The organism is Pseudomonas sp. PvP009, from assembly GCF_017832995.1.
Classification (GTDB): domain Bacteria; phylum Pseudomonadota; class Gammaproteobacteria; order Pseudomonadales; family Pseudomonadaceae; genus Aquipseudomonas; species Aquipseudomonas syringae.
Genome location: NZ_JAFIBG010000001.1, coordinates 2124777 through 2150825 on the forward strand (window position 1 = coordinate 2124777; position 26049 = coordinate 2150825).

At 58.6% G+C, this 26049-nt stretch carries 19 protein-coding genes; 3 read left to right on the forward strand and 16 right to left on the reverse strand.

Annotated elements, in window-relative coordinates:
• Positions 1-54 precede the first annotated feature (54 nt).
• Complete coding sequence (locus tag JOE29_RS09470) at positions 55-900, forward strand: amidohydrolase family protein (protein ID WP_004417319.1); 846 nt, start codon at positions 55-57, stop codon at positions 898-900.
• Between the two features lie 4 nt (positions 901-904).
• Here JOE29_RS09470 and JOE29_RS09475 read toward each other — a convergent pair whose 3' ends face one another.
• The 8 genes from JOE29_RS09475 to pncA form a co-directional block, all read right to left on the reverse strand.
• Positions 905-3943: an efflux RND transporter permease subunit gene (locus JOE29_RS09475; RefSeq protein ID WP_210079423.1), complete on the reverse strand. Its 3039-nt coding sequence runs from the start codon at positions 3941-3943 to the stop codon at positions 905-907.
• Positions 3940-5031 (reverse strand): efflux RND transporter periplasmic adaptor subunit, encoded by a 1092-nt coding sequence (locus JOE29_RS09480; protein WP_210079424.1) that lies wholly within the window; start codon positions 5029-5031, stop codon positions 3940-3942. Before JOE29_RS09480 ends, JOE29_RS09475 begins: the two co-directional genes overlap by 4 nt.
• A complete protein-coding gene (locus JOE29_RS09485) occupies positions 5028-6251 on the reverse strand; it encodes an efflux RND transporter periplasmic adaptor subunit (protein WP_057407119.1) in 1224 nt (407 codons plus the stop codon). The genes JOE29_RS09480 and JOE29_RS09485 overlap by 4 nt, the downstream gene beginning before the upstream one ends.
• A gap of 64 nt (positions 6252-6315) precedes the next feature.
• A complete protein-coding gene (locus tag JOE29_RS09490; protein ID WP_003426198.1) occupies positions 6316-7179 on the reverse strand; it encodes an alpha/beta fold hydrolase in 864 nt (287 codons plus the stop codon).
• Positions 7180-7677: 498 nt separating this feature from the next.
• Complete coding sequence (locus tag JOE29_RS09495; protein WP_044313385.1) at positions 7678-9075, reverse strand: HAMP domain-containing sensor histidine kinase; 1398 nt, start codon at positions 9073-9075, stop codon at positions 7678-7680.
• Positions 9053-9736 carry a winged helix-turn-helix domain-containing protein gene (locus JOE29_RS09500; protein WP_003343378.1) on the reverse strand — a complete coding sequence of 228 codons (684 nt, stop codon included), beginning with the start codon at positions 9734-9736 and terminating at the stop codon, positions 9053-9055. Before JOE29_RS09500 ends, JOE29_RS09495 begins: the two co-directional genes overlap by 23 nt.
• A gap of 86 nt (positions 9737-9822) precedes the next feature.
• Positions 9823-10758, reverse strand: coding sequence for a formate/nitrite transporter family protein (locus JOE29_RS09505; RefSeq protein WP_003396430.1), 936 nt, complete (start codon positions 10756-10758; stop codon positions 9823-9825).
• Positions 10759-10899: 141 nt separating this feature from the next.
• A complete protein-coding gene (pncA, locus tag JOE29_RS09510) occupies positions 10900-11544 on the reverse strand; it encodes a bifunctional nicotinamidase/pyrazinamidase (RefSeq protein ID WP_103694761.1) in 645 nt (214 codons plus the stop codon).
• A gap of 190 nt (positions 11545-11734) precedes the next feature.
• On the opposite strand from pncA, the gene JOE29_RS09515 reads away from it, so the two are divergent.
• Positions 11735-13861, forward strand: coding sequence for a TonB-dependent siderophore receptor (locus JOE29_RS09515; protein WP_181017023.1), 2127 nt, complete (start codon positions 11735-11737; stop codon positions 13859-13861).
• Between the two features lie 110 nt (positions 13862-13971).
• Here the strand turns inward: JOE29_RS09515 and JOE29_RS09520 are convergent, their stop codons facing one another.
• The 5 genes from JOE29_RS09520 to JOE29_RS09540 all read right to left on the reverse strand — a co-directional run bounded on the left by JOE29_RS09520 (position 13972) and on the right by JOE29_RS09540 (position 20083).
• Complete coding sequence (locus JOE29_RS09520) at positions 13972-15114, reverse strand: cellulase family glycosylhydrolase (protein WP_210079425.1); 1143 nt, start codon at positions 15112-15114, stop codon at positions 13972-13974.
• 421 nt (positions 15115-15535) lie between these two features.
• Positions 15536-16492: a D-2-hydroxyacid dehydrogenase family protein gene (locus JOE29_RS09525; RefSeq protein WP_058445177.1), complete on the reverse strand. Its 957-nt coding sequence runs from the start codon at positions 16490-16492 to the stop codon at positions 15536-15538.
• 42 nt (positions 16493-16534) lie between these two features.
• The gene (locus JOE29_RS09530) at positions 16535-17188 is read right to left on the reverse strand and encodes a DUF1345 domain-containing protein (protein WP_074997770.1); all 654 of its coding nucleotides are present in this window, start codon (positions 17186-17188) and stop codon (positions 16535-16537) included.
• A 152-nt stretch (positions 17189-17340) separates the two neighbouring features.
• On the reverse strand, positions 17341-18693 hold the full coding sequence (gene gudD, locus JOE29_RS09535; protein WP_024665343.1) for a glucarate dehydratase: 1353 nt from the start codon (positions 18691-18693) through the stop codon (positions 17341-17343).
• Positions 18694-18757: 64 nt separating this feature from the next.
• Positions 18758-20083 carry an MFS transporter gene (locus JOE29_RS09540; protein WP_024648621.1) on the reverse strand — a complete coding sequence of 442 codons (1326 nt, stop codon included), beginning with the start codon at positions 20081-20083 and terminating at the stop codon, positions 18758-18760.
• A gap of 459 nt (positions 20084-20542) precedes the next feature.
• On the opposite strand from JOE29_RS09540, the gene JOE29_RS09545 reads away from it, so the two are divergent.
• Entirely contained in the window at positions 20543-21256 is a 714-nt protein-coding gene (locus JOE29_RS09545) for a FadR/GntR family transcriptional regulator (protein ID WP_003411521.1), read from the forward strand.
• Between the two features lie 210 nt (positions 21257-21466).
• On the opposite strand, the gene JOE29_RS09550 is transcribed toward JOE29_RS09545, so the two are convergent.
• The 3 genes from JOE29_RS09550 to JOE29_RS09560 form a co-directional block, all read right to left on the reverse strand.
• The gene (locus JOE29_RS09550; protein ID WP_024648092.1) at positions 21467-22414 is read right to left on the reverse strand and encodes an IS110 family transposase; all 948 of its coding nucleotides are present in this window, start codon (positions 22412-22414) and stop codon (positions 21467-21469) included.
• An 845-nt stretch (positions 22415-23259) separates the two neighbouring features.
• A complete protein-coding gene (locus tag JOE29_RS09555) occupies positions 23260-24207 on the reverse strand; it encodes an IS110 family transposase (RefSeq protein ID WP_024648092.1) in 948 nt (315 codons plus the stop codon).
• A gap of 582 nt (positions 24208-24789) precedes the next feature.
• Positions 24790-25881 carry an alpha/beta fold hydrolase gene (locus tag JOE29_RS09560; RefSeq protein WP_177205385.1) on the reverse strand — a complete coding sequence of 364 codons (1092 nt, stop codon included), beginning with the start codon at positions 25879-25881 and terminating at the stop codon, positions 24790-24792.
• Positions 25882-26049 lie beyond the last annotated feature (168 nt).

Consider the following 26049-nt stretch of genomic DNA (forward strand, 5'->3'; position numbering starts at 1 on the left):
AAACCTTTCATTCGCGGTGTTGCGGCGCCGCGCTGACTCTTTATAGACGAACCCATGACTGATTCTTGTACCACGCCAATACTGGGCATCGATGCCCACGCACATGTCTTCAGCAAGGATTTGAGCCTGGCGTCAGGACGGCGTTACAGCCCGGACTACGACGCAACGGTGCACGCCTATCTGGCCAACCTCAGCGAACATGGTCTGAGCCACGGTGTTTTGATCCAGCCCAGTTTTCTGGGCACCGATAACCGGTTTCTGCTCGATGCCCTGGCGCAGGCTCCGGACCGCTTGCGCGGTGTGGCGGTGGTCGACACGGACATCAGTCGCGGTGCGTTGCAGCATATGGCCCGGCTGGGCATCGTCGGCATCCGCCTGAACCTGATCGGCAGGCCGCTGCCAGACTTTGCCGCGCCGGAATGGAAGACGCTGTTCAAACACATCTGGACGCTAGGCTGGCATGTCGAACTGCACCGCGAGGTCGCTGACCTTCCGGGGCTGATTCGGCAGTTGTTGCCGTTCGGTTGCAAGCTGGTGATTGACCATTTCGGGCGGCCCGATGCGCGCCTTGGTGTTGATGATCCGGCGTTCCAGGCCTTGCTGGAGTTGGGCCTTAGCGGGCAGATGTGGATGAAGATTTCGGCGATCTATCGTCTGGGCGGCAGTGTCGAGCAGAACGCGACGTTTGCTCGCGCCGCATGGCCGTTGCTGCTGCAAAGCTTTGGCCCGCGCCGACTGGTATGGGGCAGCGACTGGCCGCACACCCAGCATGAGCACGTGGTCAGCTACACCGGTGTGGTCGAGCAGTTTCGCGCGCTTGAATGCCCGGACCCGCTCAAGCGCATTATGTTGGTCGAGGCCCCACAGGCGCTGTTCGATTTCCTGCCGGTGGAAATCTGACCTGCTAAACAGCTGGTGGCTTGATCCGGTAGCTGACCATATACAGCGCCGGCAGGAAAAACAGGGTCAGCAGGGTGGCGATGGCGATGCCGCCGATCATAGCGATGGCCATCGGCCCCCAGAACACCTCGCGGGCAATCGGGATCATGCCCAGGCTCGCGGCCGCAGCAGTGAGCATAATCGGTCGGCAGCGATGTTCGGTGGCCTTGACCACCGATGTCCAGGCGCTTTCCCCAGCGGCAATGAATTCATCGATCTGCGTGACCAGAATCACCGAGTTGCGGATGATGATGCCGATCAGCGCCAGCACGCCCAGAATCGCCACGAACCCCAGCGGATAGCCGGAAATCAACAAGGCCGCGACCACGCCGATCAGGCCCAGCGGCACTACGCTGACCACCAGCAGCAGTTTTTTCACGCTGTGCAACTGGATCATCAAAAAGCTGACAACCAACAGCAGCATCAACGGCACGACCTTCAGGATCGGCCCCTGTGAGCGAGCGCTGGCCTCGACCGCGCCGCCAGTGGCGACCGAGTAACGTAACGGCAGGTCGGCGCTGAACGCATCGACGTCGGGCTTCAATTGCCTGACCAGCGCTGCTGGTTGCAAAGTGCCGAGCACGTTGGCTTTCAGGGTGATGGTCGGCAGTCTGTCACGCCGCCACACCAGCGGCTGTTCCTGCTCGTAACTGAGCGTGGCGAACGCCAGCAGCGGCACACTCGCACCGCCGGGTGTGGGAATCTGCAGGTTGGCAAGGGTCTGCACCGAGCTGCGTTCGTCGCTGTCCGCACGTCCGACCAGGTCGATCAGATAGGTGCTGTCACGCACCTGAGTGATGGTGGTGCCGCTGACGAGGCTGTTGAGGATTTGCGCCACGTCCTCGGAGGACAGACCGAACTGGCGCACCTTGTCCTGCGCGATGTCGATCTTCAGCACCTTGCCCGGTTCGTTCCAGTCATAGATGACCTGGCCGATATTGGGGTTGGCATCGAGAATCGCCGCCAGCGCCATGGCCTGGCTGCGCACCTGTTCGATGTCCGGCCCGCTGACCCGGTATTGCACCGGCCAGCCCACTGGCGGCCCCATGTTCAGCGGCTGAACGTAGCCACCCACGCCGACGTAATCGTCGCGAAAGCGCTGACGCAAGCGTTCGATCAGCCGGTCACGCGCTTCGCCACCCTGGCTGACGATCACCAGTTGTCCGTAGAACGGGTTGCTCAATTGCTGATCCAGCGGCAGGTAAAAACGCACCGCGCCCTTGCCCACGTAAGAGCTCCAGCGCAGCACATCGGCATCCCCTTTGAGCGCTGCTTCAAAGCGGTCCATGGTTTGGCGGGTACCTTCGATGGAGCCGTTTTGCGGCATGTAGATATCCACCAGAATTTCCGGCCGGTCGGAGTCCGGGAAGAACTGGTTCTGCAGCAACCTGCCTGCAAACAGCGACCCGATGAACATCAGCAGAGTGATGCCGATGACCCACCCCCGGTGTTCGAGCGCCTTGACCAGCAGTCGGCTGAAACCACGCATCCAGCGCCCCGGCGCTGCGTGTTGCGCGGACGCCTTGAGGATGTGCACGCCAATCAGTGGCGCGAACAGTACCGCCACCAGCCAGGACAGCAGCAACGCTACGGCAATGACGGCGAACATGGTGAACACGTATTCGCCTGCGGAGCTGGAGTTCAGGCCGATGGGCACGAAACCGGCGACCGTGACCAATGTGCCGGTCAGCATCGGGAACGCGGTCGAGGTGTAAGCGAAGGTAGCGGCCTGCGGTAACGAATCGCCGCTTTCAAGGCGAGTGACCATCATCTCGACGGTGATCATCGCGTCATCCACCAACAGCCCCAGGGCGATGATCAGCGCGCCCAGCGAGATACGTTGCATGGTGATGCCGCTGTACTCCATGAACACGAAGACCAGCGCCAGCACCAGCGGAATCGAACAGGCCACCACCAGACCGGCACGGATGCCGAGGCTGATGAAGCTGACGACCAGCACAATCAGGATCGCTTCAAAGAGTGCATGGGTGAAGCCGCCGATGGCTTTTTCGACCACATCGGCCTGGCTTGAGACCAGGTGCACGTCGATGCCCAGCGGCAGTTCAGTGGTCAGATCGTCGATGCGCTGCTGCAACTGGTTGCCGAATGCCTGGATGTTGCCACCTTGCTTCATGGCCACCGCAAGGCCAATGGCTGGCTGGCCATTGAAGCGGAACAGTGAGGAGGGCGGATCTGCATAACGGCGCTCGATGGTCGCCAGATCGCTGAGGCGAAAGAACCGGTCGCCGACGCGCAGATTGACAGCCTCGAGGTCTTGTTCATTGCTGAACTGCCCGCTGGCCCGCACCGCAATGCGTTCGGGACCGGCCTCCATCACCCCGGCAGGCGTGACCGAGTTTTGCGCTTGCAGGCTTTGCAGCACCTGGCGCTGATCGATGCCCAGCGCGGCGAGCTTGCGGATCGAGAAATTCAGATAAATGACTTCGCGCTGGGCGCCGAGCAACTCGATCTTGCCCAGGTTGGGCACGCTGCGGATGTCGGCGCGCACTTGCTCGACATAGTCGCGCAGTTGGCGGAAAGACAGGCCATCGGCGGTGAACGCATAGATGCTGCCGAACACATCGCCAAACTCGTCATTGAACGCAGGGCCCTGAATACCGCTGGGGAGTTCGCTGCGCACATCGCTGATCTTCTTGCGTACCTGATACCACGCTGCCGGGATATCAACGCTTCGGGTTTCACTTTTGAGGAAGACAAAAAGCGTCGATTCGCCCGCCAGCGTGTAGCTTTTCACGTAATCCAGCGCGTCGATTTCTTCGAGCTTCTTCTCCAGACGATCAGTCACCTGCTGCAGAGTGTCGGGCAGCGTCGCACCCGGCCAGCGTGCCTGAATGACCATGGTCTTGATGGCGAATGAAGGGTCTTCCTCACGCCCCAGATTCAGGAATGACCAGCTGCCCATCAGCAGTGAAACGAACATCATGTACCAGACCAGCGTGCGATGCCTGAGCCCCCAGGCCGATAGATTGAAGCGCTCCTTCACAAACCGACCTCTCGCTGCACACGGATCTTCTGACCGGACTGCATGCCGTTGACGCCGGCAGTCACTACTTTTTCGCCCTTGTGCAGCGCACCACTGACCCTTACCGTCGAGCCCGAACGCGCCAGTACCTGCACCGCGCGCGGGACCAGTGTCGATGTCGTTGGGTCGATCACCCATACCTGAGAGGCGCCGTCACGCTGCAGCACTGCGCTGCCGGGCAGCTCATGAAACGCCGGCGCGTCGCCACTGATCTCTACGGTGACGGTCGAGCCCAGGCGAAAGCTGTCCGCAGGGTTCTGCAAGGCCAGGCGGACGCGCTGAGTGCGGGTCTCGGCATTGATTTGCGGCGCAAGCTGGCGGACGTTCGCGGCCACTGAGAGCTGTTCGTTCAGTTGCGAAATCACTCTGATGCGGTGGCGGTCATTCAGCGAACCGAGTGGCAAGTCGACGAGCGCTTCACGGCTGTCCGGGCGCGCAAGGCTGACCACTGCCTGACCGGTCGCCATGACCTGGCCGACTTCGGCTTGCCATCCTGTGATCAGACCATCGAACTCGGCTGACAAGCGTGTGTAGGACACATGATCACTCGCTTGTTGCACCGCGACGCGGGCCTGGTTGCGCAGCGCGTCCTGAGTGCGCAGGTCGTTGTCCAGCTGATCCATTCGTGCTCGCGAGCCGATAGCGCGTTGATAGAGCTGCTGGTAGCGCGTCAACTCGTCGCGCGCCTGTTGCCAGGCGGACTGGGCTTTGCCGAGTTCCGCCTGGCGGGCACGCAAACGGTGTTGCTGGTCGCCGGGTTCCAGGGTGGCGAGCAGATCGCCCTTGCGCACTTGATCGCCGATCTCCGCGTGCCGGGTCGCCAGTCGGCCAGCGACGCGAAACGCCAATGCCGCTTCATACTGCGGCTGGATGACGCCGGCGAAGCGGCCATAAGAGGCGCTGTGCTGATCGACTATTTCGGTGAACAGCACCGGGCGTTCGACAACCTCGCGAAGCGGTTTGTCGCGGCATCCCGGCAGTGCCACGATCAGAATGCAGATCAGCCAGCAGCGGGATCTCGTTCGTGGTTCTACGCACGAGGTGCTCATCGCGCAGCTCCCGACGACGCCAGCGAGACGCTTTGTTCGGCTGGTGCTTGCTCTGCGACCTCTACCCGTTGTCCCGGGTAGAGAAACTGCAGCCCTCGGGAAACCACCCGATCACCTTCGGACAAGCCCTCTGAAACGATGACCTGGCCCTGTTCATAACGCAGCACTTTCACAGGCGTCAGCCTGACCCTGGCCTGAGCGTCCACCCGCCAGACTGCCGGTTGTCCTTGTGTACGGCTCAAGGCGGACCAGGGCAGGGCGAACGCCGATTGCGACTGCGTCTGCAAGCGAGCGCTGACCACGGAGCCCAGTGCGAGCGACGCAGCGGCGCCCTGCAGTGCAACGCGCACCCGCAACGTGCCGTTCGCGGCGGAGACGATAGGGGTGATTTCCCTGATGATGCCGCTCAGCTGAATCTCCGGCTGGCCCAAGGGGTTGACAGTCACTGCAGCACCGGTCTGATCGGCTCGCAGCAGTGATTCGTACGCGGAAAACACCGCTTCGCGCTCGCCATCATGAGCGACGCTGAAAATCGCAGTGGCGGCCTGAACCACCTGACCTTCTTCGGCATAGCGCGCCGTCACGACGCCATTGGCTGCCGCGAACAGTTCGGTGTAAGCGACCTGATCACGCGCGTTGGCCTGCTGCGCCTGCAGCGCGGCCAGATCCCCCCGCGCACTGTCGAGCCCGGAGCGGGCCCTCTGGTATTCGCTGAGGTTGGTATAACCCTTGGGCAGCAGCACTTGCTGACGCTGGTAGTTTTGTTCGGCGAGGTGCAGCCGCGACTGTCGTACGGCGACTTCGGCACTGGCTGACGCCAGCTCGGTCTTTTGCTCGCGCGCGTCGAGTCTGGCCAGAACTTGCCCGACCCGCACTCGATCCCCGACATCAACATAGCGCTTGATCAGCTTGCCGGAGACACGAAACGATTGCTCGGTCACCTTGCGTGCCTGGATGTCGCCCGTCAGCGTCACACTGCTGGCGACGTTCAGTAAGGCAACCGGTTGCGCGGTGACTCGCACCAGCGCCTTTTCTGCGGGTTTTCCTGCAGAACAGGCGCTGAGCGAGAGTAGCGAGATGAAACCCAGTACCACGCCGGGCTGAGTGTACAGAGAGTGCAACGGCCGGATATTTCCGGAAACACGGCAGCACGAACGCCGGAGCGTTGCAAAGGGAAAAGTCATCAACGAATAGCACTGCCCGATCAAAGAAGCCAACATCATCCATGAGTCACAGCGTCAGACCGGAAAAGCGCAAGGGCTTCCCGGGCCAGGCGAGCGAGCTTCAGGCCATCGCGGTGACGCTGGGCCAAACCTCCTGGTTAGCTTCAGTGCCCAAAAATGTCAGTACGTTTCTTTGCGAGTGGTGCCACGCCGCCTTGCTTTCCAGGTCCAGAAAGTGCCCGGTGTCCGGAACTACGTTGAAACTGCTTTTGGCAATATAGTTGGAAAACATGCGGGCATCTTCAACGGTGGTGTATTCATCTTTTTCACCGTTGATGAACAGCACCGGAATGTTGATCGAGGAAAAACGCTCGACGTAATTACTGGCGCTTAGTTGGCGAATCTGGCTGATGTGAAAGTCGATCTGGCGATATTCGTGCTCGGCAAGACTGATCAGGTGCTTGTAGTTATAGAGTTTGAACAGGCGCGGCAGGTACTTGCCCACGGTGTCGTTGAGCAGTGAGCCGATCTTGCGTTTTTCTCGCGCGGCGAGGTAGACCTGGGCGTTGTCGATATAGTCGAGCATGGCCTCGTTGAGCACCGGCGAGAACGAGCTGATGATGGCTTTTTCTACGGATGGAGGGCATGCAGAGAGGGCCAGCAGGGCCGATACACCGCCCCAGGAGACCGACAGCAGGTGGTTTACCTGATAGAGATCAATCAGTTGGAGGAGAATGTTTACTTCATCTTCCTTGCTGACAATCATGTCGTCCGGGTTATGCGCTCGGGATTGTCCCGAAAACGGCAGATCGAACAGCACCAGGTTGTAGTGCGGTTGCAAGTACTTGACCGTCTGCCCGAAAGAGCCAGTGGTCGACAGTGCACCGTTGACCAGCAGAATGGTCTTGGCGTCGCTGCCTTTCCAGTAAGTCTCGGCGTAAACCTTGTACTTACCGATCGTTAGAATCTTCGATTGTGCGCCCATAACAGCCTCCCAGCTAAAATTTTATCCAGCAATTAGTGCAGCGTTCTCTGCTTTGGCAGCCATGCCAAAGCCTCGCCTGGTAAGTGGCGAAATCCGGTGAGTTATTATTCTGGGTGCAGCGGAAACGTTACCGCAGGAACTGTGTCTGCCCGGACATAGATAACGCAGTGCCAGCATTGCGACAAGTCACTGACGTCATAAAAATGTCTAGTCGCTCACGTTTCACCTTGGCGTTTGGCCATCATGTTTTGCGAAAGAGAAGGATTTAATCGGGGAAAAACGCCGTATCCAGCCGTAAAAGCGTATTTATTGAGAGGAACTTGCGCAGGCTGAAACGGTCAAGCAGGGTATGATTTTGTAACATCTAGTTACAACTTTATGCTTGGCAGAACGCGCCAGATTAATATCTAAGTCGCTGAAACCCTTGGGCCAGACGCGTTAATCTCGTCAAAAAGCAGGCGCGATCGTGCAATCGTGAGCTTGAAAAGTGCCTGAATATCAGGCCAGCGTATTCACTGTGCGGCATTCCAGCAGCAAACTTGCGCCGCCGTATTCGCTGGTGCCTATCTGCAGCGTAAAACCGTGCAGATTGACGATTGCCGCCACTACCGAGAGACCGAGGCCGAAGCCGCTTTGCTCGGTTCCGGCCTCACTGCGATAAAAGCGCTGGAAGACAGCGGCGCGCTCGGCGACGGGGATGCCAGGGCCGGAATCCTCTACCTCGATGCACGGTGTGGTACCGCCTGGGGCAGGGTAGGCGCTGACTTTGACGACTCCACCGGTAGGGGTGAACTTGATTGCGTTGCCCAGCAGGTTGGTCAGTGCCTCGAACAGCAGGGCGCGGTCGCCCACTAGGGTGGGTAACGTTTCGTGCAGGTCAAGTATCAGGGTGATCTGGTCTTCTTCAGCCAGCGGCAGGTGGAAGTCGTGCAGCTCCTGCAGCAATGGGCGCAGTTCCAGTTCAACGAATGCCGAGCGCCGCTGGCGGTCTTCCAGCTCGGAGATGCGCAGCAGTCCACGAAAGCGTGCCATCAGCGTGTCAGCTTCGCTGATGACCTGGGCAATCTGCGTGGCATGGGTCGAATCGTGGGCTGACTGCTGTTGAATACGGTAAAGCTGCGCACGTAAGCGCGTCAGCGGTGTGCGCAGGTCATGGGCGATGTTGTCGCAGACGCCCTTGACCTCGTTCATGAGCTTTTCGATGCGGTCCAGCATGGCGTTGACGATCACCGCCAGCATGTCTAGCTCATCGCGCCTGTTGGAGACCGGCAGACGGCCGGCCATGTCGCCGGCGATGATCGATTCGGCGCTGGCCTGGATCGCACGGATACGCCGCAACGGTCGACGGCGCAGCAAGTGCCAGCCGGCAACACCGGGAATAATGGTCAGCGAGATGCCCCACAGCAAGGCATGCAGGATCAGCGTGCTCACCGCAAACAGCGAGCCGTTCTCGCGAACCAGCACCAGCCAGCGGCCGTCCGAGGTGCGGTTGACGATCGCATCGCAACTGCCTTGCGGCATGCCTGGATCGTCCGACTCGATGCAATCGTTCAGCACATGAATCTGGCCGTCTATCGGCAGGTTTTTCGGGACGCTGTTGATAGGCCCGGCAACCGGCCGGAAGTTCTCGTCGAACAGACCGTAGGCATCCACGGACCGGGTATCGAAGGTCATGCTGGTGGCCAGAGCGTCCACCAGTCCTTGCCCCTCGAAGCGCGAAAACAGTTGCTGGCGATGGGTAAGTGACTGGCGGGCAAGGGTGTCCAGATAGGACGTAACCTCCCAGTACAGGACGCCAAGCAGAATCACGCTCCAGGCTACGAACAGCGAGCTGTACAGCGCCAGTAATCGACTCGTTGATGATCGCCAGCCGTCAGACGGGTTCGGCAATGACATAGCCGGATCCTCGCACGGTCTGAATGAGCTGTGCGGTGCCGGGTTGGTCGATCTTCTTGCGCAGACGGCCGATGTGTACGTCGATCAGGTTGGTGCCCGGATCGAAGTGGTAGCCCCAGACTTCCTGAAAAATCATCATTCGCGTGATGATCTGTCCGCTGTTGCGCATCAGAAACTCAAGCAGCTTGAATTCGGTGGGCAGCAGGATCAGCGGCTCGCCGCCGCGACACGCTTCCCGGGTAATCAGGTTCAGTTCCAGGTCGGCAACCTGCAATACCGTCTTGGCGGCACTGACCGGGTTGCTGCGCCGCAACAGCACCTCGACGCGCGCAGCCATCTCATCCGACGCGAAGGGCTTTGGCAGATAGTCGTCCCCTCCGGCACGCAGACCGCGAACGCGCTCGTCCACGTCGGAGAGGGCGCTGATCATCAGGATCGGCGTGGAAATGCCTTGGGCGCGCAAGTGGGTGACGATGGTCAGACCATCCATCTCCGGCAACATGCGGTCCAGGGTAATAAGGTCATAATCACCACTCACTGCACGCGCCAGACCGTCACGGCCATTGTCGACCCAGTCCACTTCCAGCCCGTGGCTGCTGAGTTCGGTCACGATTTCCTTTGCAGTGATGGCATCATCTTCGATTGCCAGAATTCGGGTCATGGTCCCTGCCTGAATAGATGCGTTCAAAGAGTCATTCTGCCTTTAAAATCCGCCGCGTTTCCTGAAAGAAAGTTTAATGATAGGGATCATATTTCTCGCTTTGCCGTGAAATCCGCTTCCTTGAGCTTCTGCGCCTTCTCCAGGCGAAGTTTTTCTTCCTTGTTTTTGCGATCGCGCTCCATTTTCTCTGTGGTGTCTTTTTCACTGCGGATCTGCGCATGGCTGATCAAAGCGAAAATAAAACTGCCACCGATGATGTTGCCTGCCAGCGTGGGGCCTGCGAAGGCAAACCAGAAATCCTTCCAGCCCAGTTCACCCGCGAATACAAGATAGGATACTTCGGCCGAACCCACCACGATGTGCGTGAAGTCGCCAAGCGCCATCAGGTAAGTGATAAGCACAATGATCGCTATCTTGGCGTTCTCCATCGACGCGATCATCCAGACCATGGTCGCAATCATCCAGCCCGAGACGATGCCCTTGGAAAACATCTGGGCCATGTCGTTTTCCATGACCTTGTGGCCAATTTCCAGAAACGCCTTGTCTGTGCTGGTGTCGAAAATCGGCAGATTGAGCATGACATAGGCCACCGTCAGCGTACCGACCAGGTTGCCGGTCAGAACCACACCCCACAAACGCAGCAGCCGCCCGATGTTGGCAAGGTTCAGCTTGCTCATGACGGGTAGCACAGCCGTGATGGTGTTTTCCGTGAACAGTTGCTGGCGCGCCAGGATGACCGCCAGAAACCCTGCAGAATAGCCGAGGCTGCTGATCACATGACTGCCGGGGATGCCTTCGAGGCGCGAGTTCAACAACCCCATGGCCATCAGCGACAGGCCCATGGTCAGCCCTGCAGCCAGTGCCGACCACCACAGCGCGGCTACGCTGCGCTCCAGTTCGTGGTCGCCCTGCATGCGAATGGTTTCGTGCAACACCGCCGCGCGGGGCGGCTGGTTCTCATCGATCTCGCGCTCTTCCTCGGCTGACAGGCCGGGGGTCTTGCCATCTACTTCGTGATCCATACAACGTCCTCAGCGCCAGTGATGAAATGGACCGACCGGGGCAATGTCGGGCCGATGGTTCAGACAGGCGCCGCGCGCTGTCGTTCGCCAGCGGCGGGGCGTATCGAGAAATGTTTGAGTCGGTTGGCAGAATGTGTCGGTCTAGCCCAGCAGATCAGCGCTCTGCACGCGTTCGATACCCATGCCCAGCATGGTCCTCCAAGCGTGCTCCAGCGAGCCGTTCATGTCGATGGCGCGACAGGCGTCTTCGACCACAAAAGTATTGAAACCCGCACTGCGTGCATCCTGCGCCGACCAGGCGACACAGAAGTCCAGCGCCAGACCGACCACGAACAGCGTGTCGATGCCGCGCTCTGTCAGATACCCGGCCAGCCCTGTGCCGGTCGTGCGGTCTGCCTCCAGAAATGCCGAGTAACTGTCGATGTGCGCATTGCAGCCCTTGCGCAGGACCAGTTGCGCGTGCGGCAGGTCGAGGTCGGCATGCAACTGCGCACCGTGACTGCCTTGTACGCAATGATCCGGCCACAGCGTCTGCGGGCCGTAGGGCAGGGTAATGCTCTCGAACGGCAGGCGCTGCGCATGGCTGGAAGCAAAGGAAATGTGCCCGGCAGGGTGCCAGTCCTGAGTGATGACCACATGGGAAAAGCGCGCACCCAGGCGATTGATCAACGGCAGCAGCGCATCACCTTCAGTCACCGCCAGTTGCCCGCCGGGCATGAAGTCGTACTGCATGTCGATCACCAGCAAGGCGCATCGAGGATCGGCAGGCTTGTGGGAAAGGGGCATCGTGGGTTCTCTGGTAAGGAGCAATGAGCGCAGTTTGCCTGTTTATCGCCACATTGGCTAAGCGTCATACCGTGACCGAGCAAGAGTATTTTTGGGAATTTGTATCAGGTGTTAATACGAATCTGTACTATTCGCAAAAAATCCTGCCAGGTCCCAAGAGGTCTGGTTTCTTGCCAAGGGCTGCATGTCGATGCGTCGTACTCTCGTTTCACTTTGCGTTATCCAGGCTATCTCTCAAGCGGCCTGGGCGGATCAGGTGGCTGGCGTCCAGCCTGCCATGGAGTTGCAGAATATCGATATTCAGGGCGCCGCCAATGCCGAAACGGCACAAGGGCCGGTCGATGGTTATCGGGCCACGCGGTCTGCCAGCGCCACGCGTACTGATACCTCGTTGCACGAGACCCCGCAATCGGTCAGCGTCGTGACCCGCGAGGCGGTTGAGGACATCGGTTCCACACGTTTGCAGGATGCTCTCGACTACGCGGGTGGCGTCGGGCGAGCCAACAACTTCGGCGGCCAGGGGCTGACCACCTTTACGGTGCGCGGCTTCACCACCGGCGAGTTCTATCGCAACGGCTTCCCGATCAATCGTGGTTATCCGAACATGCCGGACGCCAACACCATCGAGCGCCTTGAGGTGCTGCGTGGTCCGGCCACCACGCTCTACGGTCGCGGCGATCCGGGCGGCACCTTCAATGTGGTTTCCAAACAGCCGTTGGCCGAGCCTTCCGTTACCTTGGGCAGTCAGCTCAATGATCAGGGTATGAAGCGCGGGACGCTGGATGCCTCCGGGCCACTGGATGATGAAGGCCGTTTTGCCTATCGCCTGAATGTGGTGGGTGAGGGCGGCGATACGTTCCGTGACCACGTCGAAACCGAGCGCTATGGTGTGGCGCCGGTATTGAGCTGGCAGGTCAACGACGCCACGCGCATCACCTTCGAAGGTGACTTCATGCGCAATAACGCGCCGCTGGATCGTGGCTTGACGCGTTATGCCAACCAGACGGGCACCGCTTCCCGCGACACGTTCTTCGGCGAGAAGAGTGTGGGCAAGCTGCATAACGATAACAACATGGCACAGCTGCGCTTCGAGCATGACCTCAACCCGGACTGGACGCTGGGCGGTGGCGTGCAGATCCTTGATGGTTCCCTGCAAGGCGATGCCATCGAGGCCAACGGGCTGGCGACGGACGGTCGCACCCTCGGGCGCAACTTCAACTATCGCAAGCTGGAATGGACCGATCGCGATGTGCAGCTGAATCTGACCGGGCATTTTTCGGCGGGCGGTTTCGAGCACACGCTGCTGACCGGTGTCGAGTACGAAGATTATGACTACAAGTCGATCATTCAACGCTCCAGCGGTGCAGTCAGTGCCTACCCGATCGACCTCTTCAATCCGGTCTACGGCCAGGCTCGTCCGGCACTGACCCGAACGACAACCCACGACAAGGAGAACCTCAAGACCTGGGCTGCCTTCGTGCAGGATCAGGTGGCCCTGACCGAGCGCCTGAAGCTGCTGGGCGGTGTGCGTCTGGAGCGTTTCGAACACGATTACGATTCTTTCCTGCCCGGCACCAGCAGCTGGACTGCCAGCGATAACGCGGTCACACCGCGCCTCGGCCTGAGCTACGACCTGACCGACGACCTTGCCGTCTACGCCACCACCGCTCGCTCGTTCAAGCCCAACAGCGGTGCCAGCCGACTGGGTGGCGGGTTCAAGCCGGAGGAGGGCAAGTCCTATGAAGTCGGAACCAAGTGGGAAGCGCTGGACGGGCAACTGAGTGTCGACACGGCGATCTATCAGATCGAAAAGCGTAACGTGCTGACCACCGATCCGCTCGATTCAACGTTCAGTGTGGCGGCGGGCGAGGTGCGCAGTCGCGGCCTGGACCTGAACGTGGTCGGCAACCTGACGCCGCAATGGCGGGTAATGGGCAGCTACGCCTACGTGGACGCCGAGGTCACCAAGGACAACACGCTACGCTCCGGTACACGGTTGATGAACATTCCCGAGCAAACGTTCAGCCTGCTCAACGTCTACGAGTTTCAGGACGGCGCCCTGCGTGGTCTGGGCCTGGGCGGCGGCGGTCGCTATGTCGACCAGCGCGCCGGGCGGACAGCCAACACCTCTTTCTCGATGGACAGCTATACGGTGTTTGACCTGCTGGCCTATTACAAGGTCAACCCGCACGTGAAGCTCAATCTGGACCTGAAGAATGTGTTCGACACAGACTATGAGGAAGGCTCTTTCGGCAATGTCTATGCCTATCCGGGGGCTCCACGGACAGTGCAGGTGGGGATTGCCTATACGTTGTGATGCCGTGTGCCGGTATCGGGTTCTGATGGAGAAAGCCTGACCCTTTCAAGGGCAGGTTCAGCAGCGTGTGTCATGGGCACCGGCCCTTGCGCACACGCGGCCGTGCATCATCAGTACTGATCGGCCGTTGAAAAACCGGCACGATGGCGAAGTTTGCCCCCTTGGAACTGTTCCTTGCCGGGCAAAATATCCGCTCCGGCTGCTTTGAGAGCGCTCATATTATCCCGCAAGGCGTTGGTGGCGGCGTCCTTTTGCTGGAAGGTATTGTTTGCTGTCAGGTTGGCATTACCCACTTCGCCAATCTGGAATTTATAGCCAGCCTCTTTCAATGCCTTGATCTGGCTGGCGAGTCGCGAAGAGGCTTCGCTTTCTCTGGCATACACATGAAAGCTTCCAATCAGGGCTGGGTTGTCGTCGCCATTGGCAGCCTTTAATTGAACGGCAAACTTGACCAGGCCGCTTTGCGGACCTGCGGTCAGGCCACCCCCCCAATTGCTGTCCTCGACAACAATACTTCCTCTATAACCGGCATCGCGCGCGGATTTAATTAATGTGGTCTGCATGTCAGCCCATTCCTGACTTGCGCTTTTACCGCCCTGATGGAAGGTATCCAGTACAAAGCCTGTACGACTGCCAAACCTTTTGACAATGGTACTGATGTCGGCCGCGGCCTCCTTCAATTTGTCCCCTGTCAGCACGTTTCCGCTACCCTGGTTCGCATCGTCGCGGAACGTGAACTGAACTTTTACACCCTGTTTGCCCCCTTCACTGAGCAATGCTCTGAGCTTATCCAACTGCCTGCTGTCCTTGATCTGATCGTGCGTCATCTGAAAGCGCAAGGTTCCGCCTCCAATCGCTTTCAGGTCCTGAATCATCTTCGTGGCAGCGGCAGGTGTGGCGATATCATCAGGATTGACGTTGGCTCCCCCGCGCAAGACGGGCTCGGGGGTTTTGACGGGGTCTGAAGCGGAAACCTTGTCTTTGTCTTTGATTTTTGTATCTGGCTCGGCAGAGGTCGTGTTGTCTTTGACAGGGGCCGCGTCATTAAGCATGGCCTTGGTATAGACCGGCGACGTTTCCGCTGCTTCAGCGGAGCGCCTGTCGGAGGGGGTGTAGGTATCAAGTTTCGTCTGCGTATCCGAAGTTGCAGCCGTCGTGCCAGCGCTCGCCGGCTGTGGGGTCCTGTCTGCCATGACAGATTTTTCGTTAGCTGCCATGAGGCTGTCATGTGGCCCGACTGGGCGGATATTCATCGGATGTCTCTGTGGTCTATGCGAAAAGTGACTGCGCCTGGTGAAGCAGCAGAATGAAGCTCGAGGCAGGCGATAACTTCTAAAATGACAGTGTCCATATAAACACGTCGGAAACTTGATTGAACGATTGTGCGACTGTTTCCATGTTTCTGTTGTTTATTGATGCTCGGGCTCAGGGTGCAACGGTATCTCGCACATTGTCCACTGGACGAGCAGGTTCGTATAGAACTCATTTTCCGTGCAGCAAAAGTCTGGCCGGTTAATTCGGTTATGGCCTTTTTCTGTCCGAAGCGCTGGTCGTTTACTGGCCTGGAAGCGAAGGCCGACATCGCGGCCCGTGATCAGGCTTTAAAGCGGCTGATACGCAACGCCCAGGAGCAGCGTGGCATCCATAGGTTACAGCCTGATGTTGCAGGGCTCGTCAGCCAAACACCCGAATGGGCGACCCCGCATGCCACGCCTGGATGTCTTCGATCATCTGCCCGTAGAAAGTCCGGTAGTTGTTCTCGGTGACGTACCCGATATGCGGGGTCGCCAGCACGTTGTCCAGGGTACGGAACGGGTGGTCGGCCGGCAGCGGTTCGATGTCGAAGACGTCCAGCGCTGCGCCGGCGATTCTGCGCTGCTGCAGTGTTTCGATCAGCGCGGCCTGATCGATGATCGGGCCGCGTGACGAGTTGATCAGATAAGCGCCGGGCTTCATCCAGTTCAGTGCTTCTGCGTCCACCAGGCCACGGCTGCGATCGCTGAGCACCAGGTGTACCGACAGCACATCGGCCTGTTCGAACAGTTGCTGTTTGCTGACATAGGTGACGCCGGACTCGGCAGCAGCCTCTGGCGTCAGGTTCTGGCTCCAGGCAATGACCTTCATGCCGAATGCCTGCCCGTAGCGGGCAATCCACTTACCGATACTGCCCAGGCCGAGAATGCCCAGGGTTTTGCCATGCAGGTCGCTGCCCAGTCCTGCCTGCCAGTTGCCGGCACGCAACGAGTTGGCCTCGGCCACCAGGTTGCGGGTGATGCCCATGATCAGCGCCCAGGTCAGCTCCGGTGCCGCATGCTTATAGCTTTCTGTTCCACACACGACAATGCCCTGACGCTTGGCCGCAGCGGTATCAATCGCCGCATTGCGCATGCCGCCGGTGACCAGCAGTTTCAGCGCCGGCAGCTGGCTGAGCAATGTCGCATCGAACAGGGTTCGCTCGCGCATCACGCAAATGATGTCGAAGTCTCGCAGGCGCTGCGCCATGGTCGATGTATCGGCAGGGTAGTCATGCAGAAAACTGATCTCGCCCATTGAGCCGAGCACGGACCAGTCCACTACAGTGCTGGCGACGTTTTGCCAGTCATCGAGTACCGCTATTTTCAATGGGGTCATTGTCTGAAGGCCTCTTGATGGGATTGTTTTTCAAGGCAAACGCTAATTGAACAGGCTGGCGGCGATGTTGATCGAAAAACCCAGAATCGCGGTGTTGAACACAAAGCAGATCAACGACTGGCCGAGCACGACCTTGCGCATTTCACGCGTCGCTACGCCCACATCGGAGGTTTGCACTGCGACGCTGAGGGTGAACGAAAAGTACAGAAAGTCCCAGTAATCGGGGTTCTTTTCACCGCCTACAAATGCCAGTGCGGGCTCTTTGCCTTTCCAGGTGTAGAACATGCGTGCGTAATGCAGGCTGAAGATCACGCCGATCATCAGCCATGATCCTATGACCGTCAGGCCGGTGAACGCGTGGTGAAGCATCTTGGCGTCGTTGGAAAGGCCTTTGCTGTTGGCGATTTCAAAAATGATTGCGGCCAGGCTGGCCAGCGCCGCAACGCAGACCGTCACCAGAATGACCCCCGCGTTTTCGTCTTCTCTCATCGCGACCCGCCGCACATCGTCAGCGTCGCTGCGCAGCGTGCGGATGAAAATCATGATCAGATAAAGCCAAACCCCCGTGTCCCAGCCAGTCAGCAGGCTCTGGGTCAGTGTCGAGTCAGGGATGAGCCAGGACCAAGCGATGCCTGCGGTCAGGCCGACCAGAGCGGCAAGGGTGAGGCGAGGGCGGGTGCGGGCGAGATGGCGCATGCGGTCTAATCGTTACTGGACATTACCAGACAGTAGCATGCCGCTTCGGCAAGCCAAATTCGATTAAAAAAAACGGCGCGCAAGGGGGTTGCGCGCCGTGTGCCAGCCAGAGGTTGAACAGGCGGCGAGTCAACGGCGAATGTCAGACCGATTCAACGCACCAGACAAGGCTGCTTGTTGTTGAATTTCCAGTCCGGGATCAGAAACTGCATGGCCACGGCGTCGTTACGCGCGCCCAGGCCCATGCCTTTATAGAGTTCGTGAGCCTTGGCCAACTGGTCCATGTCCAGCTCGACACCGAGCCCCGGTTTCTTCGGAACCTCGACCTTGCCACCGACGATTTGCAGCGGCGCCTTGGTCAGACGCTGACCGTCCTGCCAGATCCAGTGTGTATCGATCGCGGTGATAGTGCCCGGCGCTGCAGCGGCCACGTGGGTGAACATCGCCAGGGAAATATCAAAATGGTTGTTGGAGTGCGAGCCCCAGGTCAGGCCCCACTCGTTGCACATCTGCGCCACCCGTACCGAGCCCTGCATGGTCCAGAAGTGCGGGTCGGCCAGTGGAATGTCCACTGACTGTAACTGTATGGCGTGACCCATTTCCCGCCAGTCGGTGGCGATCATGTTGGTGGCTGTCTTGAGTCCGGTAGCGCGGCGGAATTCGGCCATCACTTCGCGACCGGAATAACCGTTTTCTGCGCCGCACGGATCTTCGGCGTAGGCCAGCACATGATGCTGATCGCGGCACAGGCGGATCGCTTCCTTGAGCGACCAGGCACCATTGGGGTCCAGCGTAATGCGCGCGTCGGGGAAGCGTTCGGCGAGCGCCGTCACTGCTTCGATTTCCTGGTCGCCGCTCAGCACGCCGCCCTTGAGCTTGAAGTCCTGAAAGCCGTAACGCTGATGCGCGGCTTCGGCCAGGCGCACCACAGCCTCCGGCGTCAGTGCTTCTTCATGGCGGATACGGAACCAGTCGTTGTCGGCCTCCGGTTCGCTGCGGTAGGCCAGATCGGTCTTGCGCTGGTCGCCAACATAAAACAGGTAACCGAGCATTTCGACCTGATCGCGCTGCTGACCTTCGCCCAGCAGCGCCGCAACCGGTACTTCCAGATGCTGGCCGAGCAGGTCGAGGAGCGCCGCTTCCAGCGCGGTGACCGCATGAATGGCAATGCGCAAGTCGAACGTCTGCAAGCCACGGCCACCGGAGTCCCGATCGGCAAACGCCTTGCGTGCCTCGTTAAGAATCTTCTGGTAAGTGCCAATGCTGCTGCCGACGACCAGCGATCGCGCGTCTTCCAGCGTCTGGCGAATCAGCTCGCCGCCAGGCACTTCGCCCACACCGACATGCCCTGCGTTGTCCTTGAGAATGATCACGTTGCGGGTGAAGTAGGGGCCATGTGCGCCGCTCAGGTTGAGCAGCATGTCGTCATGGCCCGCCACGGGCACTACCTGCATCTCGGTAATGACGGGGGCCTTGCTGGTGATATTGGATTGCTGAATGTTCATGACGGGTCCTTTAAACGTAAGGCCTTGAAAATATGACCGATGAAAAAGCGGCTGCGCACGTGCATCAGTGGGTTGCCGGCGTCTGAATGGCGGCGACCGGCGTCGCGCCAGGCTTGGGGTTATTGCGCGCGGCGAAAACAATGATCGCGGCGATGATCGAAGTGGCGGTCAGGCCATACAGTCCGCCCTGGATCGAGCCGGTGTGTTCTTCCAGCAGGCCGAAGGTGGTCGGTGCCACGAAGCCGCCGAGGTTGCCCACCGAATTGATCAGCGCGATGACCGCAGCGGCGATCCGTGCGTCCAGATAAGCCTGTGGGATCGGCCAGAACAACGAAGAAGCCGACTTGAAACCCAGCGCTGCAAAGCAGATGGCAACGAAGGCGAAGATCGGACTGCCGGTGGTCGACATGAACATCCCGGCAGCAGCAATCAGCAGCGCAATGGCTACCCAGGCCTGCTGGCGTTTCCATTTGGCTGACAGCGTGGCGAACACGTACATGCCGATGATCGACAGCAGCCACGGAATCGAGTTGAACATGCCGACTTCGAAGTCAGTCAGACTGCCCATTTTGCGGATAATGCTCGGCAGCCAGAACGTCGCTGCGTAAATCGTCAGCTGGATGAAGAAGTAGATCAGGCAGAACAGAATGATCTGACCGTCCTTGAGCAGCTTGCCGATGGAGGCCTTGACCGGCGTCGCCGCTTCACGGGCAGCCTGTTCGGCATCGATGGCGTTGACCAGCGCATCCTGTTCTTCGCGGGTCAGCCACTTGGCATCGTGTGGCTTGGAGTCCAGCCAGAACCAGACGAAGAAGCACAGGCCGACCGAGAACATGCCTTCGATGAAGTACATCCACTGCCAGCCTTTCAGGCCGAAACCGGTGATTTGCAACAGCAGGCCGGACAACGGGCCCGAGATCAGCGAGGCGATGGCCGAGCCGCTGAGAAAGATGGCAATCGCCTTGCCACGCTCGACGCCGGGCAGCCAGCGGGTGAAGTAGTAGATCACACCTGGAAAGAAACCGGCCTCGGCCACGCCGAGCAGAAAGCGCAGGATGTAGAAGTGGGTTTCGGTCTGGATGAAGGCCATGCAGGCGGCGACGATGCCCCAGGTGAGCATGATTCGCGTCAGCCAGATACGCGCGCCGACTTTCTGCAGCAGGATGTTGGAAGGGACTTCGAAGAGGGCATAGCCGATGAAGAACAGTCCGGCACCCAGGCCATAGGCTGCAGCGCCGATACCCAGGTCATGCTCCATGTGCGAACGCACGAAGCCGATGTTGACCCGGTCGATGTAGTTGACGATGAACATGATGACGAAAAGCGGCAGGACGTGACGTTTGACCTTGGATACGGCTGAATTCAGAACCGAATCTGTGCCGTCGGCCATCCTGGAATTGGATGTGCTCACAATTGAATCTCCCACTCGTTGTTTTTATGCGGGTATGTGCGAAGTGTGTCCTTCGCATTGTCGGTCATCATACAAGTAAAAAGCCGTTCTGCAATCCCTTGGCAGTGATGATCTGCGAGATTATTAAACCGGAGGCATTCGCCGTTGTGCAGGTGTGCCCGGCATATACGACCGCGTTGAATTGAAGTTTAGACCAATAAATACAGGGGTTTTGCTTGTATGCATTAGCTGGGCTTGGTGGGTGCAATTGAGCGCAATGGCTGACGGAAGGCAAGATGCGCGGAAACAGGCGCTTTGACAGGCGGGGAATGCTTGTAATACAAGTAAGACAACTGCGCAGGGCTGTTAAACCCGGCTTCTGGCCGCTCCCAGCCCAGTATTCGCGCTGCCACGGCCGTGATACGGCAGCTTAAACAGACAAGTCAGGATTCATTCATTATGCAAGAGCCTGCCAGCACAGCGCCCAAACGCCGTCAGCACAGCCTGGCCACTGATCTGGTCACCGAACTGAGCCAGCGAATTCTGCTCGGCAAGATCGCACCCGGACAGAAGCTGCCGTCCGAGAACCAGATCGTTCGCGAGCACGGCGTCAGTCGAACTGTGGTGCGTGAAGCGATCTCCAAATTGCAGGCGTCCGGGCTGGTGGTGACCCATCACGGCATCGGCACATTCGTGCTCGAGCGCAGTGACCAGACGGGGCTGCGGCTCAAGGTCGAGACCGTTTCCAGAGTGCGCGATATCATCGAACTGCGTATCGGCCTGGAAACCCAGGCCGTGGCGCTGGCGGCTGTGCGCCGTACCGATGAGCAACTGGCAGCCATGCGTCAGGCGCTGGATGATTATCAGGACCTGCTGGCCAACGACGACAGCTGTGTCGAGGCTGACAAACGCTTCCACATGCTGATCGCAGAAGCCACCGGCAACCCATATTTTCTGGAGATCATGCAACACTTGGGCAGCGCGGTCATTCCGCGCAGCCGCATTGCATCGAGCGAGCGGGCAGGCAACAACCTTGCGCATCAGGGCTACCTGGCCAACCTCGAACACGAAGCACTGCTCAGCGCCATTCGCCGCAAAGACCCGGATGCCGCGCGCGCGGCGATGTGGACGCACCTGAGCAACAGCCGAGAGCGGCTGGTCCCGCTGGAGTAGGCGCGAACGTGTTTGCTCCCACAAGAGCCCCTCATGCTTGAGCGTACGGCAAAAATGTAGGAGCTAACGTGTTCGCGAAAGGGCCCGTACAGCCGCAGAAGATTTGGCGTTCAAAACACCGCCTTCGCGAACAAGTTCGCTCCCACAGAAGCCCTCCATGCTTGAGCGTACGGCAAAAATGTAGGAGATTCTATGGTTTTGGGAAAGCCCTCAAGCCACTTTTGTTTGATATTCGCTCTGGTTCTTTAACAGAGCGAAGACTACTCGAGCCAACTTTCGGGAGAGCATGACCAGCGCTTGAGTTGTACTAAAGCCACGCTTTCTCTGCTCTTCATAAAAAGGCTTCCAGGCCGGCGTACGGCTCCCGGACATAGCCGCGTTGTGCAGCAACCGTCGGGCTTCTGGATCGCCGCGTTTGGTCAATCGACGAGGTCCATCACTTTGCCCTGATTTGGATACTCTCAGGTCCAGCCCAAGAAACGCGATAAAGGCGTTCGCTGCGCTGAACTCGCCTCGCTGAAAAGAAGTGACCAAACGAGCTGCAGTCAGAAAGCCGATCCCTTCTACTTTCATACAGCGGTTGACCTGCCTCATCAGCCCGGCTTCCTGCAGTACATCGCGAATCTTCTTTTCAACGAGCGCCTCAAATCGTTTCATCGAGTTGACCTGATTGGCGAACGCTGTTCTCAGAAAAGGCTCGTTGGTCCAGCTTTGTACCAGGCCAGTACGAGCCTGAACCAAGGCTGCACGACGTCGGAACAGGCTCAGAAGCTGCCGATAAAGCGGGCTCGCAGGTATCCAGGGCCGCAACTCATCAAGCTCGTTTTTCAGGTATCGGGCCAACAAACGAGCATCTTGGGCATCGGTTTTGGCGCGTATGTTGACGCCTTTACGGTAATGACTGAGCTGATAGCCATCCACCATATAAACGTCACAGCCTGCTTCGTGGGCCGCATCCGCGAACAGGACGTGATAGACGTTAGTGGCTTCGATGGCGATGGCGCAGCTGCTCGCCAAGGCCTTCAGCCATTGGGTGATGGCGACTTTGGTATTGGGGATTGCCTCAAGTCGATCATATTGATCGTGGTAGATCACCAGCTCATTCTTGGCGACATCTACACCGATGATCGGTTTTTCCAGAGTAACCCGCATTGCCATAACGCCTCCTCGGGGATAAGGTTTACAGACTTGAAGGGGCCACCCAGAGGCGCAGGCTTGTTTCTATCGTAGGTTGTGAGCCTTAAGCATTCTTTATCGGCGCTTGGGTGAAAGGAGGAGGGGTGAAATCTCCTACGGGTCTGTACTGCGCGAACAGTCAGAAGCGAACTAAGTCCCTCCTCCTCCCTTCAAGTCTTACCATACAAGCGAACTTGTTCGCGAAAGGGCCCTTACAGCCGCAGAAGATTTGGCGTTCAAAACACCGCCTTCGCGAACAAGTTCGCTCCTACAAAAGCACTCTATGCTTGAGCGTACGGCAAAATGTAGGAGCGAACTTGTTCGCGAAAGGGCCCTTACAGCCGCAGAAGATTTGGTGTTCAAAACACCGCCTTCGCGAACAAGTTCGTTCCTACAAAAGCCCATGCTTGAGCGTACGGCAAAATGTAGGAGCGAACGTGTTCGCGAAAGGGCCCTTGCAGCCGCAGAAGATTTGGCGTTCAACACAACGCCTTCGCGAACAAGTTCGCTCCCACAGAAGCCCTCCATGCTTGAGCGTGCGGCAAAAATGTAGGAGCGAACTTGTTCGCTAAAGTACCCTTACAGCCGCAGAAGATTTTGCGTTCAACACAACGCCTTCGCGAACAAGTTCGCTCCTACAAAAGCACTCTATGCTTGAGCGTACGGCAAAAATGTAGGAGCTAACGTGTTCGCGAAAGTACTCTTACAGCCGCAGAAGATTTGGCGTTCAACACAACGCCTTCGCGAACAAGTTCGCTCCTACAAAAGCACCCCATGCTCAAGCGTATGGCAGAAATGTAGGAGATTCTATGGTTTTGGGAAAGCCCTCAAGCCACTTTTGTTTGATATTCGCTCTGGTTCTTTAACAGAGCGAAGACTACTCGAGCCAACTTTCGGGAGAGCATGACCAGCGCTTGAGTTGTACTAAAGCCACGCTTTCTCTGCTCTTCATAAAAAGGCTTCCAGGCCGGCGTACGGCTCCCGGACATAGCCGCGTTGTGCAGCAACCGTCGGGCTTCTGGATCGCCGCGTTTGGTCAATCGACGAGGTCCATCACTTTGCCCTGATTTGGATACTCTCAGGTCCAGCCCAAGAAACGCGATAAAGGCGTTCGCTGCGCTGAACTCGCCTCGCTGAAAAGAAGTGACCAAACGAGCTGCAGTCAGAAAGCCGATCCCTTCTACTTTCATACAGCGGTTGACCTGCCTCATCAGCCCGGCTTCCTGCAGTACATCGCGAATCTTCTTTTCAACGAGCGCCTCAAATCGTTTCATCGAGTTGACCTGATTGGCGAACGCTGTTCTCAGAAAAGGCTCGTTGGTCCAGCTTTGTACCAGGCCAGTACGAGCCTGAACCAAGGCTGCACGACGTCGGAACAGGCTCAGAAGCTGCCGATAAAGCGGGCTCGCAGGTATCCAGGGCCGCAACTCATCAAGCTCGTTTTTCAGGTATCGGGCCAACAAACGAGCATCTTGGGCATCGGTTTTGGCGCGTATGTTGACGCCTTTACGGTAATGACTGAGCTGATAGCCATCCACCATATAAACGTCACAGCCTGCTTCGTGGGCCGCATCCGCGAACAGGACGTGATAGACGTTAGTGGCTTCGATGGCGATGGCGCAGCTGCTCGCCAAGGCCTTCAGCCATTGGGTGATGGCGACTTTGGTATTGGGGATTGCCTCAAGTCGATCATATTGATCGTGGTAGATCACCAGCTCATTCTTGGCGACATCTACACCGATGATCGGTTTTTCCAGAGTAACCCGCATTGCCATAACGCCTCCTCGGGGATAAGGTTTACAGACTTGAAGGGGCCACCCAGAGGCGCAGGCTTGTTTCTATCGTAGGTTGTGAGCCTTAAGCATTCTTTATCGGCGCTTGGGTGAAAGGAGGAGGGGTGAAATCTCCTACGGGTCTGTACTGCGCGAACAGTCAGAAGCGAACTAAGTCCCTCCTCCTCCCTTCAAGTCTTACCATACAAGCGAACTTGTTCGCGAAAGGGCCCGTACGGCCGCAGAAGATTTGGTGTTCAAAACACCGCCTTTGCGAACAAGTTCGCTCCTACAAAAGCCCCCATGCTTGAGCGTATGGCAAAAAAGTAGGAGCGAACTTGTTCGCGAAAGGGCCCGTACAGACGCAGAAGATTTGGCGTTCAACACAACGCCTTCGCGAACAAGTTCGCTCCTACAAAAGCCCCCATGCTTGAGCGTACGGCAAAATGTAGGAGCGAACTTGTTCGCGAAAGGGCCCGCACAGCCGCAGAAGATTTTGTGTTCAACACGCCGCCTTCGCGAACAAGTTCGCTCCTAAATAGGCGTGGCCCCCGGTATCAACAATACAAGGGCGGTGGTTGCGTACTACGGCGTTGCGTTCAGCACGCCGAGCATCACGTGTGTCTGCCACTCGAAATACGGGTTAAAGGTCAGCCGCGCATGGATCTTGCCCGGCTCGGTATAGCCCCAATCCGAATACCACACCGGCTCGCCTGCCATGCACTTGGCGGTGTCTGCCGTGCTCTGGCCGTTCCAGCAGATACGCTGGCTGCCCGATAGGCCGTAAAGCGGATTGTCCGCTGAAAAAAGCAGGCCCATGTGTGAGAAGCGGCTGATGCGGTATTCCGGCAGGTAGTCCTTGCGCGCCTCGACGCGCGGCGTATTGGCAGCCCGGGCGGGCAGGTCGCCGTACCAGATCAGGCGACTGGCGGGATTGCTGAAGCGCTGGTTGAAATTATCCAGCACGTAATCAGTGTCGAGTACCGAGTCGTGCTCGGCGATGGCGATGAACACCGGCTTGTCATAGCGCCGCTGATGCAAACGGTCCTGGGCCAGCGCGCTGCTGCGATAGAACTGGGCAAAACCATTGGTGGGCATGTTCATGTAGCGAACCGGCGTCTGCATTGGGCGCAGGCCTTCGTTCGGCGCGGCAAGCCAGGGTCGTGCCCAGCCGATCCACGGGGTCAGCCAGGCATAGCCGCTGTTGGAGCGAAATGCTGGCGAGAACAAGAGCAGACCGGCGATTTCGTCATGACCATAGGCGTAATCGAGGACCAGATTGGCACCGGTCGAAAAACCGCCCAGATAAACCTTCGGCACTTCGCGACCGAGCAACTGCGCCTGTTCGCGCACCACTTGCTGCCACTGTTCGAGGCGCACGTCGAGCATGTCTTCGGGCTTGGTGCCATGCCCCGGCAACAGCACGGTTCGGACCAGATAGCCCTGAGCGGCGAGCGTCTGTGCAACGTCATGAAACGACCACGCCGAATCCCCCAGGCCGTGCACCAGCAGCACGCCGCCCTTGGGTGTCCCGCTCGGGGTCCACTGGCGCGGCGCGTTCCAGTCCAGTTCGGCCTGGTGGTCGGCGGTCTGGAAGTTGCGCTGGTTGCGGATCAGCTCGAGGGTCTGCTGACGGTAGTCTTCAAAGCGTTGCTTTGGCTCTTCGCTTTCTGCCATTGACGTGCAGGCTTGCAGGGTCAGCAGCGACAGCAGGCTGGCGAGTCGGAATTTGATCAAAGGGGGCCTGTGCACACATATTCGAGGGTTCAAAAGGTCGACGCGGGCACTCTGCCATGTACGTCGCGCCCGTGCCTACTTTCAGGCACACTCGGGCGTTCTATAACT

Coding starts and splice junctions, on each gene's coding strand:
- JOE29_RS09495 (WP_044313385.1), bottom strand. CDS start 9,075: ATGTCATTGCCGAACCCGTCTGACGGCTGGCGATCATCAACGAGTCGA.
- JOE29_RS09550 (WP_024648092.1), bottom strand. CDS start 22,414: ATGGCAATGCGGGTTACTCTGGAAAAACCGATCATCGGTGTAGATGTC.
- JOE29_RS09500 (WP_003343378.1), bottom strand. CDS start 9,736: ATGACCCGAATTCTGGCAATCGAAGATGATGCCATCACTGCAAAGGAA.
- JOE29_RS09525 (WP_058445177.1), bottom strand. CDS start 16,492: ATGACCCCATTGAAAATAGCGGTACTCGATGACTGGCAAAACGTCGCC.
- JOE29_RS09515 (WP_181017023.1), top strand. CDS start 11,735: ATGCGTCGTACTCTCGTTTCACTTTGCGTTATCCAGGCTATCTCTCAA.
- JOE29_RS09555 (WP_024648092.1), bottom strand. CDS start 24,207: ATGGCAATGCGGGTTACTCTGGAAAAACCGATCATCGGTGTAGATGTC.
- JOE29_RS09480 (WP_210079424.1), bottom strand. CDS start 5,031: ATGAGCACCTCGTGCGTAGAACCACGAACGAGATCCCGCTGCTGGCTG.
- JOE29_RS09505 (WP_003396430.1), bottom strand. CDS start 10,758: ATGGATCACGAAGTAGATGGCAAGACCCCCGGCCTGTCAGCCGAGGAA.
- JOE29_RS09520 (WP_210079425.1), bottom strand. CDS start 15,114: ATGAATATCCGCCCAGTCGGGCCACATGACAGCCTCATGGCAGCTAAC.
- JOE29_RS09545 (WP_003411521.1), top strand. CDS start 20,543: ATGCAAGAGCCTGCCAGCACAGCGCCCAAACGCCGTCAGCACAGCCTG.
- JOE29_RS09470 (WP_004417319.1), top strand. CDS start 55: ATGACTGATTCTTGTACCACGCCAATACTGGGCATCGATGCCCACGCA.
- gudD (WP_024665343.1), bottom strand. CDS start 18,693: ATGAACATTCAGCAATCCAATATCACCAGCAAGGCCCCCGTCATTACC.
- JOE29_RS09490 (WP_003426198.1), bottom strand. CDS start 7,179: ATGGGCGCACAATCGAAGATTCTAACGATCGGTAAGTACAAGGTTTAC.
- pncA (WP_103694761.1), bottom strand. CDS start 11,544: ATGCCCCTTTCCCACAAGCCTGCCGATCCTCGATGCGCCTTGCTGGTG.
- JOE29_RS09530 (WP_074997770.1), bottom strand. CDS start 17,188: ATGCGCCATCTCGCCCGCACCCGCCCTCGCCTCACCCTTGCCGCTCTG.
- JOE29_RS09560 (WP_177205385.1), bottom strand. CDS start 25,881: ATGGCAGAAAGCGAAGAGCCAAAGCAACGCTTTGAAGACTACCGTCAG.
- JOE29_RS09485 (WP_057407119.1), bottom strand. CDS start 6,251: ATGTTGGCTTCTTTGATCGGGCAGTGCTATTCGTTGATGACTTTTCCC.
- JOE29_RS09540 (WP_024648621.1), bottom strand. CDS start 20,083: ATGGCCGACGGCACAGATTCGGTTCTGAATTCAGCCGTATCCAAGGTC.